The organism is Pseudoduganella sp. GW821-FHT11H04, from assembly GCF_058807935.1.
The window spans coordinates 299885-311788 of sequence record NZ_JBXARE010000004.1 but is presented as its reverse complement, the minus strand read 5'-3'; the positions used below and the strand labels follow the sequence as shown (position 1 = coordinate 311788).

At 58.8% G+C, this 11904-nt stretch carries 8 protein-coding genes and 1 tRNA gene; all 9 read right to left on the bottom strand.

Annotation, left to right across the window (positions count from 1 at the left end):
* Positions 1-47 precede the first annotated feature (47 nt).
* The 9 genes from AC1RTP_RS11645 to ybiB all read right to left on the bottom strand — a co-directional run bounded on the left by AC1RTP_RS11645 (position 48) and on the right by ybiB (position 11878).
* Positions 48-1169, bottom strand: coding sequence for a hypothetical protein (locus tag AC1RTP_RS11645; RefSeq protein WP_498607649.1), 1122 nt, complete (start codon positions 1167-1169; stop codon positions 48-50).
* Between the two features lie 20 nt (positions 1170-1189).
* Positions 1190-3928, bottom strand: coding sequence for a type VI secretion system Vgr family protein (locus AC1RTP_RS11640; RefSeq protein ID WP_498607646.1), 2739 nt, complete (start codon positions 3926-3928; stop codon positions 1190-1192).
* A 140-nt stretch (positions 3929-4068) separates the two neighbouring features.
* A tRNA-Ile gene (locus AC1RTP_RS11635) sits at positions 4069-4147 on the bottom strand.
* A gap of 43 nt (positions 4148-4190) precedes the next feature.
* Complete coding sequence (rpoD, locus tag AC1RTP_RS11630; RefSeq protein WP_498607644.1) at positions 4191-6437, bottom strand: RNA polymerase sigma factor RpoD; 2247 nt, start codon at positions 6435-6437, stop codon at positions 4191-4193.
* 169 nt (positions 6438-6606) lie between these two features.
* A complete protein-coding gene (dnaG, locus tag AC1RTP_RS11625; protein WP_498607643.1) occupies positions 6607-8403 on the bottom strand; it encodes a DNA primase in 1797 nt (598 codons plus the stop codon).
* A 212-nt stretch (positions 8404-8615) separates the two neighbouring features.
* Positions 8616-9065 (bottom strand): GatB/YqeY domain-containing protein, encoded by a 450-nt coding sequence (locus AC1RTP_RS11620; protein WP_498607641.1) that lies wholly within the window; start codon positions 9063-9065, stop codon positions 8616-8618.
* 126 nt (positions 9066-9191) lie between these two features.
* Positions 9192-9404, bottom strand: a complete 213-nt coding sequence (gene rpsU, locus AC1RTP_RS11615) for a 30S ribosomal protein S21 (RefSeq protein WP_005665410.1) — start codon at positions 9402-9404, stop codon at positions 9192-9194.
* A gap of 198 nt (positions 9405-9602) precedes the next feature.
* The gene (locus tag AC1RTP_RS11610) at positions 9603-10811 is read right to left on the bottom strand and encodes a BaiN/RdsA family NAD(P)/FAD-dependent oxidoreductase (protein WP_498607639.1); all 1209 of its coding nucleotides are present in this window, start codon (positions 10809-10811) and stop codon (positions 9603-9605) included.
* A 92-nt stretch (positions 10812-10903) separates the two neighbouring features.
* On the bottom strand, positions 10904-11878 hold the full coding sequence (gene ybiB / locus AC1RTP_RS11605) for a DNA-binding protein YbiB (protein ID WP_498607637.1): 975 nt from the start codon (positions 11876-11878) through the stop codon (positions 10904-10906).
* Positions 11879-11904: the final 26 nt, after the last annotated feature.

The window sequence follows — 11904 nt, the reverse complement described above, 5'->3', positions numbered from 1 at the left end:
AGGTCCGCGATGAAATTGAGTTTATCCTCGTAAGTGTATGCCATCACTTACTCCTTGATGGAGCCAAATTGCAGGGACAAGCGTTTCTTTCCGTCCTTTGCCACGACAAACCATTGATTGTTATTAGTAGTAGCAAATACCGGCTCACCCGACACCAGTTTCAAGGCGGTTTCCTTGCCGCTGGCCGGTGCGATAGAAACCAATTCGGCAACAGCTCCCTGGCCATGGCATGGTTCACGCAAAGCCATCACCGCATCACCAAATTCGGCAACCGACAGTGTGTTGCACATTTTCCCCGGATAGCTTACCGACGAAATCTGTTTGCCTTCGGCGCTCGTCACGGCCAAAGTTGAAGTACCACTTTTGGCGCCCAGCGAATAGATTATTCCGCGCTGCGACACCCCGGTTTCAACCGAGCGTTGCTCCTGTTTGAACGGACGAACACTCCAGGCGTATCCACCATTGGCTTGTATGCGGGATTGTGCATAGTCGATCTTATAATCCTGTTTACTCAGTTTCGCCGGGGCGAACTGGCCTGCGATAAACAATTGATCTCCCACAAAACGCGCAGCCGCGGTATGGTCAAATGCCCCCGTCTTTCGAAGGTTAACCTTTCCCTCAATCAGACGTTTGTCGACCGCGACGGTAAACATCGAGTTGTATTCGGTATCCTGATCTTCATCCTTGGCATAGCCAGAAACCAGTACGCCAGATGCCGATGATCCAATAGCCAAGCCAAATTTATTGCGCCCTGGGATGAGCAGCTCCTTGTAGCCAAGCTGTTTCCCTTCGAAGTCAAATTGGTATATGTAGACCAAGGTCTGATTCAAAGAGCGAGGCTTTTGAGTATCAACATTTGCGAGCAGGTAAACATTGTCGCCATCGAACACACATTGCTTGGATGTCAGAGCAACGTTTCCATCTGGTGCAGGAATGTGCTTTTTCCAAAGTACAGCATTGCGCTTATAGTCGACCATCAGCAGCTCGCCACTACTCTGTGCATCTTCAACATCAAAGCTATCGCCGGCAATGCATGCTCTCGCACCATCGGCGGAAAAACCCAAATGGTTAACTCCGAACTGGCTATCCTTCAACTGCAGGTCCAGCGCGTGTGCTTGTGAAATGGAGATCGCCGCAATAGCGGCTAAGAAGGTTCGGGAATTTTTCATGGTTCTTATACGTGATGCTGTCAGATCAAATGGCTGTCGTCTTCAAGATGCGCGAGTTCGGTGTCGATGTCTTCGTTGCCATGGCCCTCGTAATCGAAGACGAGTGTCGGCGCGTCCGTACTCCGGTCGACGCGCTCGGTGAGGAATTGTTCCCACTTGCCGTTATTGACATCAACCTGGATGAAGGCAAGCTGGCTTTCGGCCGTAAACAAAGGCTTCGTCTTACCGCTGCCATCGAAGGAGCCGCATCCAAGGACCTGGTTGGTATCGGAAAGGAATTTGTATTTGAGCATGCGAATTCCGGAAGGCAGATCCCACAAGGCTGGATCGACAAACACTTGCTGGCTGTACTTCTTTGGTTCCGCGCGCTCGAATTCGGCCTGGCGGATCGTGTCCATATTTTTCGCGCCCGCCATCTCGTGCATGCTGGCGTGCATTTTGAGCTTGCCGCCGGTGCCGTGCTCGATGCCTTTGCCGTCGATACGGATATAGCTTCCCGCTGCGGTCAGCAAGATCTCCTTCGCCGCCGTGATCTCGATTTTCTGCTTGGTGCTGATAATCTTCAGCACCTGCTCGGCGATGATTTCCACGTTGTCGCTCTGCGCCTGGATTTCCACCTTGCCCTTGCCGGCGAAGATCTTGATCCCCGCATTGGCGGCGAACATGCTGATCTTCTCGCGGATGCTGGCGAACAGGCTCTTGCCCGTGACAAGCGACAGGTGGCCACCGCTGCTGACAGCCGTGTGTTTGCCGCTTTGCAGATGCGTGCTTTCCGGTGTGCTGCTGGCGATGCCCGCCGGGCTGGAGATCACGATATGCGGCGCACTGAATTCGCCCTGCGCCGCTCCATCGCCGCGGATCGCATCGTACTGCGCCTTCAGCGCATCGACAGCTTCACCCTGGTCCTGTTTGGCCGTCTGCGCATTCTGGTGCTGCGCCGCTTCGGCGCGCTCCTGGTGCAGCGCTGCGCCGGAACTCAGTCGCGCCAGCGTTTCGCCCATATCCTTGATATGGCCTGCGGCCCGCACACGCAGCTCGGTCGACAGCAGCATGCCTTTGCCGGCGCGCAAAGCGCCCCATGCCTCCGTCGCCAGCTCAAAGCCCTCGCCGCGGAAATCCTGGCGGCCGGCATTGTTCTCGATCCGCGTGACGTGGCCCAGCGACAGCTGGCTATGCGCGTGGTCGCTTTTAAGCTGCGCCTGGATAGAGCCATTACTGTCGTCCAGCACCAGATGGTTGCTGCGGCCCTGCGCCGCATTGCCGCCCTTCGGCGTCAGCTCGCGGCTGCGCATGCCCGTCAACGCCTGCTGCTGCGGCAAGGCCCATGGCGGCTGGTTGAATTCGTTGTACACCATGCCGGTGACGATAGGGCGGTCCGGAGAACCACCCAGCCACTGCACGATCACCTCCGAGCCGACGCGTGGAATCGAGATCGCACCAAGGTCGCTGCCCGCCCAATTACTGGCCACGCGCAGCCACGCTGAACTGCGCTCGTCGTTGCGTCCCTCGCGGTCCCAATGGAACTGCACGCGGATGCGGCCGTATTCGTCGGTATGGATGCTGTCCGGTCCCTGCGGGCCTACAACGGTGGCCGTCTGCGGCGCCAGGATGCGCGTTTCCGTGCTGCTGTAGCCACGGCCCGGACGCCAGGGGATGTCCTTGCGAATGCACTGCAGGCGGTTGCTGTACTCCGCCTGCGCGGAGGTTTGCCCGGATAACTGGAGATAGTTGTTCGTGACCGTATGCTGCACGCCCAGCACCAGGTACTCCGCCCCTTCGTCGAAGTGGCCCGTGAGCGAAAAGCTGCGACCCGGCTGCAACCAGCGGCAATTGCCCGCGCCGTCGTAATGCTTGGCGGCCGCTTCGATTTCCTCCATGCGCAAGCGCGCGGTGCGTTCCATATCCTGCGCACTGCCGGTCGAATTCGCGCCGGCATATTCATAAGACTCCACCGCCAACACGGCGCCTTGCTGGTTCAGCGTAGGCTGCGTGGTGAAACTCGGCACAGGATTCTTGAAGTTGAATCCTCCCAGTGCAACGCTGCCGTGCGCAAGGGCGCGCGCCGGCGACCACTCGCCAATGCCATCCTCCTCACGCGCACCGCCGTGACGCTGGAATTCCACCATGCCCGAACCATCGAGCGACCGTGCCGCTGTGCTATCGTCGGACAGCACCAAAGTATGCCCTTGCGCCGTGTGCTCGTACCAATAGCTCCAGCCCGCAGCTTCCCAGCGGCGATGCAGGTAATTGTGGTCGCATTCGTCGAACTGGCATGCATCGGTCAGCTGCACGTCCGCCCCCTGGACGCGGCAATCCCATTGCGGCAGCGTAGAGTAATCCTTGAAGATGCTTTCCGTCTGCTCACGCAAGGTATGGCCGTGGAACAGGTAATTATCCTTGCGCAGTTTCAGGTAAGCCAGCCACGGCGCCAGCTCCGCCTTGTAGAAAGCCACGCCGCCATCTGTTTTCTGCAGCGAGAAACCGAACACATAGCCGGTGAAGAAACGAGCGCTGCCATCGGGGCGAACCAGTTCAACGCAAAGCAATCTGCCCTGCATGTCCTTGAGCGCCAGCATGGCGTTGTCGGACAAAAGCTCGACCGTATACGCAAAATCGCGCGACATCGCCTCATCGGCATCGAGCCGGTTCGGCAAAAGCTGGCAGGACGGGCCATCTCCCTGGGGGAACGAAAGGCGAAGGATTCGGTTGGTCTGGCGAAGGCCTAGGAGTTGTTGCAAGCCGCCGAGTACATCAAGCATGACAGGGTTAGCATCTTGGCAAAAATACGATTGAGCAAGATTACCATATCAACAAGATATGCTGGAGCACGATTGGCGTCGCGGTTCCTGAAAAACAAAAGACCTGCAGCGCGAGGCATGCAGGTCTTCCGTAGAAATATTGGTAGGCCCTCGCGGAGTCGAACCGCGCACCAAAGGATTATGAGTCCTCTGCTCTAACCAAGCATGAGCTAAGGGCCCTGAGAACCCGGCAGGATAGGGCCCTTGGCCCCATCCGTCAAGTTTAGTTACCTTCCAGGAAACTCTTCAGTTTGTCGGAACGCGATGGGTGGCGCAGCTTGCGCAGTGCCTTGGCTTCGATCTGGCGGATACGCTCGCGGGTCACGTCGAACTGTTTACCGACCTCTTCCAGCGTGTGGTCGGTGGACATTTCGATACCGAAACGCATGCGCAGCACCTTGGCTTCGCGCGGGGTCAGCGAGTCCAGCACATCCTTCACCACACCGCGCATCGAGGCATGCAGCGCGGCGTCGGACGGCGCCAGCGTGTTGTTGTCCTCGATGAAGTCGCCCAGATGGGAATCGTCGTCGTCACCGATCGGCGTTTCCATCGAGATCGGCTCTTTCGCGATCTTCATGATCTTGCGGATTTTATCTTCCGGCATTTCCATCTTGATCGCCAGGGTGGCCGGGTCCGGCTCGGCGCCGGTTTCCTGCAGGATCTGGCGCGAGATCCGGTTCATCTTGTTGATCGTTTCGATCATGTGCACCGGAATACGGATGGTACGCGCCTGGTCGGCGATGGAACGGGTGATCGCCTGACGGATCCACCACGTTGCATACGTGGAGAACTTGTAGCCACGGCGGTATTCGAACTTGTCCACCGCCTTCATCAGGCCGATATTGCCTTCCTGGATCAGGTCGAGGAATTGCAGGCCGCGGTTGGTGTACTTCTTCGCAATCGAGATCACCAGACGCAGGTTAGCCTCGGTCATTTCACGCTTGGCCTTGCGCGCCTTCATTTCGCCAGCCGCCATCTGGCGGTTGATGTTGCGCAGGTCCGGCAGCGGCAGTACGACGCGCGCTTGCAAGTCGATCAAACGCTGCTGCAGTTCCTTGATGGTCGGGATATTGCGGCCCAGGATGGCGCTGTAAGCGTGACCTGCGGCGACTTCGCCATCCACCCATTCCAGGTTGGTTTCGTTACCCGGGAAGACCTTGATGAAGTGGGCGCGCGGCATGCCGCACTTGTTCACGGCCACGTCGAGGATCTGCTTCTCGATATGGCGCACTTCGTCAACCTGGCCGCGCAGGGTGTCGCACAGCTTCTCCACCACTTTCGCGGTGAAGCGGATGCCCAGCAGCTCGGCCGAAATGGATTCCTGCGCCTTCATATAGGCTTTGGAATTGTAGCCGTCCTTCTCGAAGGCCTTGCGCATGCGCTCGAACTGGTTGGCGATGGAATCGAATTTTTCGAGGGCGGCCTGCTTCATCGCTTCCAACTGCTCGGCGGTATAGCCGGCAGCGGCGCCGCCTGGGCTGGCTGCTTCTTCCTCTTCTTCTTCGTCTTCTTCCTCTTCGTCCGCATCCTCGTCCTCTTCCTCCGAAGCGGCCGTTGCAGGGGCGACGTTTTCGCCATCCTCGTCGACCAGGCCGTCGACGATTTCGTCGATCTTGATCTCGTCGATGCGGATACGTTCGGAGGTAGCGAGGATCTCGGCGATCGTCACCGGGCAGGCGGAAATGGCCTGAATCATGTCGCGCAGGCCGTCTTCGATACGCTTGGCGATTTCAATCTCGCCTTCGCGGGTCAGCAGCTCGACCGAACCCATTTCGCGCATATACATACGCACAGGGTCGGTGGTACGGCCGAAATCGGAATCAACGGTGGACAGCGCGGCTTCCGCAGCAGCTTCGGCTTCGTCATCGCTGGTGACAGTGGCGACGTTATCCGACAGCAGCAGGGTCTCGGCATCAGGCGCGTGTTCGTACACGGCGATGCCCATATCGTTGAAGGTGCCGATAATGCCCTCGATCGCTTCCGGATCGACGATATTTTCTGGCAGGTGGTCGTTGATTTCAGCGTACGTGAGGAAGCCGCGCTCCTTGCCGAACTTGATCAGCGTTTTGAGCTTTTGGCGGCGGCGTTCGAGTTCTTCTTCGGTCGCTTCGGTGTCGGATGAGAACGCATCTTTCAGCAGAGCCTTTTCCTTGGCCTTGCGGTCCTTGGCTTTCGCCTTATCCGCAGCCTTCAATTCGGCACGCTCAACAGCGTTGAGTGCTGCAACCTCGTCGTTTTCCGGGGTGAATTCTTTCGGCTTGCGGCCACGGCGACCCGGCACCTTGACGCTCGGCAGCACGTATCCGGAAGTATCGATGGCAGCCAGTGCGGCTGCGTCCGTTGTCTGACTAACCACCGGCGGTGCCTTGGTGACGCGAGTAGCCGGCTTATCAGCCGACTTCGTCGCAGGCTTGGCGGTCACTTTGCGAGGCTTTTCAGCCGCTTTGGTTTCAGGTTTCTTTGCTGGCACAGGCGCTTTCGGGAATAGTTAAGTCCACTACAAACCGCAACAACTACTACTGTAACTTACTGAAAACAAACGAAAAAACAGACCCGCTAAATATTGCAATATTTAGCATTTTATTATAGCACGCCACTTTACAATTACCAGACGGGAAGGTTTGCGTGCGTGCTGGCAATTACCTCGGGCTTAAATCAGCTTCAGCTTCTTTCCTCAGTTGATCTTGCTTTGCAGTAATTTCGCGGTAGCGTACGCCAATCTCCTCAGAAGACAAACCGGCGGTGAATAGCTGGTCCAGCTCCTGTTTCAAAGCATCCATCTTAAGGTGGCGCACCGTAGCCAGCAGCCACAGGCGCTCGCCCTCGATATCCGGTTCCGGCGCGGCGGCAATCTCACCGATGAGCGCATCATAATCGCTGCCGGTTTCTTTCACCAACTGGCAGAACGCAGCGAAACTGCCCTGCTCTCCCAGCGATTGCGCCTGGACCATCAGCCACACCAGGCGCTCGGCAGCTTCCTGGCCGAAGTGACTGAAGGCCAGCAGCGCTTCGTCATCCAGCGCCAAGGCCAGCGTCGGGTGGGTCAGCACCACGCGGATCAGCTTCAACTCCAGCCCCACCGGCTGCTCACGCCGGCTCCTGGGCGGGGCAACCTTGTTGGCCGCCACCGGTTTGGCGAGCTCGAACAGCTGTTCAACCTCGCCCGGAGTGCTCTGCGTCATGGTCGCCAGGCCGCGCACAATTTGCAGGCGCAGCGAGGTTGGCGGCATGGCCTGCAGCAGCGGCTTGGCGTCGAACTGAACGCGCGCGCGGCCTTCCGGCGATGTTAAATCATGCTCGCCGGCAGCTTCGCGCAGCAGGAACTGGGACAGTGGCATTGCCTCATGCACCTGCTGCTCGAAAGCCTGGGCGCCATATTCGCGGATATAGCTGTCCGGGTCATGCTCAGACGGGAGGAACAGGAACTTGATCGTCTTGTCGTCCGACACATGCGGCAGACAGGCCTCCAGCGCGCGCCGTGCAGCGCGGCGGCCAGCCTTGTCGCCATCGAAGCTGAAGATCACGTTGTCGGTTTGACGCAACAACTTTTGGACGTGAGTCGTGGTGCAGGCGGTTCCCAGCGTCGCGACCGCCTGGGGGAAGCCCATCTGGGCCAGCGCCACCACGTCCATATAGCCTTCCGTCACCAGCACATAGCCCGCATCGCGGATTGCCTGGCGCGCTTCGAACAAGCCATACAGCTCTGAGCCCTTTGAAAATAAAGGCGTTTCCGGAGAATTCAAGTACTTAGGCTCGCCCTGGTCCATAATGCGGCCGCCAAAAGCGATCACCTGGCCCTTGGTATTCCGGATAGGAAACATTACCCGCTCGCGGAAGCGGTCGTAGCGCTTGGTGCGCTTGCCGTCCTCATCCACGTTCTGAATGATCAGGCCAGCCTCCACCAGGACAGGGTTTTCATAATCAGGGAACACGGATTTCAAGCCATCCCAGCCGCTTGGCGAATAGCCGAGGGCGAAGCGCGCCGCGATTTCGCCAGTCAGGCCACGCCCCTTCAGGTAAGCGATAGCCTGCGGCGCCAGGCGCAACTGGGCGCGGTAGAACTCATTGGCCTTGCTCATAGCATCCGACAGCGCCATCGATTGCTGCTGCTGGGCAGCGCGCTGAGCCGGAGGAATCTTATCGTCCTGCTCAGGCACCGTCATACCAACGTTTTGCGCCAAATCCTTCACGGCATCGACAAAGCCCATGCCCGAATACTCGATCATGAAACCGATAGCAGTGCCGTGGGCGCCACAGCCGAAGCAGTGATAGAACTGCTTGGTCGGGCTGACTGTAAAGCTAGGGGACTTTTCGCTGTGGAAAGGGCAAAGCCCCTGATAATTAGCGCCGCCCTTTTTGAGCTGGACGTAACGGCCCACCACATCGACGATATCGACGCGGTTGAGCAAATCGGCAATAAATGACTGTGGAATCACGAGGCTGAACGGTATTTGTTATAAATCAGACTATACCGCCGCGCGCGCGATGTGTTTGATCCACATCAACACCCGCGGCCCACGATATGGCTGGGCTCGTGTCACACCTTGGGGTCACACCCCAAACGGGACACGGCCTCGGCCATGACTCGGCTCAGGCCGTGTCCCATTTCGGGTGTGACCCCAAGGTGGGACACGGACTGGGCGGTTAATTATGCCGGGGTGAGGGCCTTTTTGACCAGTGCGGAGACGACGGTCATGTCGGCGCGGCCAGCCAGCTTTGGTTTGACGATGGCCATGACCTTGCCCATGTCTTGTGGGCCGGCGGCGCCGGAGGCGGCCACCGCAGCCTGTACTTCGGCGGCGATTTCTTCGTCGGACAGGCCGGCTGGCATGTAGTCCACCAGGAAGGCCAGTTCGGCTTTCTCGATATCCGCCAGGTCGGAACGGCCGCCGGCTTCGAACTGGGTGATCGAATCCTTGCGCTGCTTGATCATTTTTTCGACAATCGCCACGGTCTGGACGTCGTTGACTTCGATCTGCTCGTCCACTTCCTTGCGCTTGATCTCGGCCAGCAGCAAGCGGATGGTGGCCAGCTTGCCGGCTTCCTTGGCGCGCATGGCGGCTTTCATGTCTTCGGTGATCTGGGCTTTCAGGCTCATAGCTACCTCAAAAGTGTGCGTGGAAAAAGGAAAACCCGCTGCGGTTCAGACCGGAGCGGGTTGAAACTCTGGCGTGGGCATCCGTGGCGATCAATGCGCCTGCAAGAATGCCCAACGAGAGCTGAATTAGTACAGCTTCTTAGGCAGTTGCTGGCTGCGGATGCGCTTGTAGTGACGCTTCACGGCAGCTGCCAGCTTGCGCTTGCGCTCTGCGGTTGGCTTTTCGTAGAACTCGCGTGCGCGCAGTTCGGTCAGCAGACCGGTCTTTTCGATGGTGCGCTTGAAGCGACGCATTGCGACTTCGAACGGCTCGTTTTCTTTAAGGCGGATAGTAGTCATGTAAAAATTCAAACCGTTAGGGTTCAGGAAAGACAGCGATATTAGCAGCTTTTGCTCAAAAATGGAAGAGACAATAGACGCCAAACCGGCCTCGCAGGCGGTTCCGAAGGGGATCTCGACGTCGTTTCGCGGGCAATCTTTCAGCCCAGCTAACACCATGAATCCGGCGAAAAATGCGTTGCCGGGAATGGAATGATATCAGATTGCGAGGCCCGCAGCCACTCCAGATGCCCAGGCCCACTGGAAGTTGTAGCCGCCCAACCATCCGGTCACGTCGACTGTTTCACCAATAAAGTAAAGGCCCGGGACATTCTTGCATTCCATCGATTGCTGGGACAGTTCGCGGGTATCTACGCCGCCGCGTGTGACTTCGGCCTTGCGGTAGCCTTCCGAACCGTTGGGCGTGATCGTCCACTGGTTCACGGCGCGGCCCAATTTGCGCAGGGTGTCGTCTTTCATATCCGCAATACGCGCCTCGGGGTCGAGGCCGTGCACTTCCAGCAAGCCCTCGGCCAGGCGGGTCGGCATCCATTGCGAGAGGAGGTTGCCTAGTTGTTTCTTGAGCGTACCCTTCCCTTCGATCAAAGTTTGCGCCAGGTCCATCTCAGGCAGCAGGTTGATCGTGATCGGGGTGCCAGGCTGCCAGAACGAGGAAATCTGCAAAATGGCCGGGCCGCTCAGGCCGCGGTGCGTGAACAGTAAGTCTTCGCGGAAACGGGCGCCGGTCGGGTTGCGGCCCTTCAACGAACCAGTTTCCACGTCCACTTCCAACGATAAGCCTGACAGTGGCACGAAAGGCGCCCATTCCTGGGCGTCAAAGGTCAGAGGCACCAGCGCCGGGCGCGGGTCGACCAGTTTCAGGCCGAAGTGCTTGGCCACGCGATAACCGAAGTCAGTCGCACCGATTTTCGGGATCGACAGGCCACCCGTCGCCACCACCACCGCCCCGGCGTGGATCTCGCCCTCATCGGTTTGCAGCACGAAGCCGGCGCCATTTTGCGCCACTGACTGCACCTTGCTCGGCATGCGCCAGTGCACGCCGCCATCGGCGCACTCATTTCGCAGCATGTCGATGATCTGTTCCGCCGAGTCGTCGCAGAACAGCTGGCCCTTGTGCTTTTCGTGGAAGCCGATGCGGTACTTTTTCACCATCGACAGGAAATCCTGCGGCGTAAAGCGCGATAGAGCGCTCTTGGCGAAGTGCGGATTTTCGGACAGGAAGTTGGCGGGGCCAGCGTTAACATTGGTGAAGTTACAACGGCCACCGCCGGAGATGCGGATTTTCTCCGCCAGCTTCCCTGCATGGTCGAGCAGCACCACACGCTTGCCGCGCTTGCCGGCCGTCGCCGCACACATCATGCCCGCCGCGCCCGCGCCGATCACCGCTACATCATACTGATTTGCCATTTCCTGCCGCCCTGCCCAAAAACCAAACCCACCATTTTACAGGAGAGCGAAATGTCCACCTTGGGGTCAGGAACAATAGTGGACATTTTCCTTCACGAAATGTCCACTCCGGTTCCTGACCCCAAGGTGGACATTTTGCGCGAGACATCTTTGCAGTGGGCGACTTGCTGGGCAATCGAATCGGGCACGGGGATTTCACCGCGCAGCACGGCCTGGATCCAGGCGGCGGTGGATTCGGCGCTTTTGTCTTCCGGCAGTTCGGGCAGCTTTTCTACCAGGGTCTGTTTTTCAACGAGCACGGTGCGCTCGCCATCGTGGAACCAGTCGATCTTCTGGGCTTTGTTGGCGTTGGCGACGGTTTCGCCTTCCGTGCCGCGCATCAGGAAGGCGTGGCCTTTGTTCAGCGTGAAGAACTCCCCCAGCGATTCCAGGTATTCCGGGTGGGTGTAGGACACCAGCCGCAGCGCCGGTCCGGAAAATGGCTGCATGATCTTCACCAGCGTATGCGTGGAATTGCGCACGCCGAGGATGCGGCGCAGCGACAGCATCCACGCCAGCCGCGGCGCCAGTGCATCAATGGTGATGAAGGCGACTCGGTCCTTCGCCAGCGCAGCTTCAGCGGCCGCATGGTCCACCGCCGCATGCACGCCCAGCGCCTCGAACACTTCGGCGGTGGCGACGCGGCCCACGTCATGTGCGACGCCGTGCACCAGCACCGGTACGCCTTCACGCGCAAGCAGCAGCGCAAGCAAGGCCGTCAGGTTCGCCATCTTGCGGGCGCCGTTATAGCTTGGGATCACCACCGGCGCGAACTCGCCCGCCGGGGCTAGCAACTTTTCGAACGAGGCTTCGGAAGCTTCCAGGAAGCCTTCCAGCTCATCCACCGATTCGCCCTTGATCCGCATCGACAGCAGAATACCGCCCAGCTCCAGGTCCGATACGCGCCCGTCGAGGATGGCGCTCCATAATTCGCGTGCCTGGCCGCGGTCCATGCTGCGGGCGCCCTTTGCGCCCCGGCCGATCTCCTTGATGTATGGAGCGGCTTGGAAAGGTGGTTTAGTCGTCATCCGGCCAGTTTACGGCATTTCGGCTA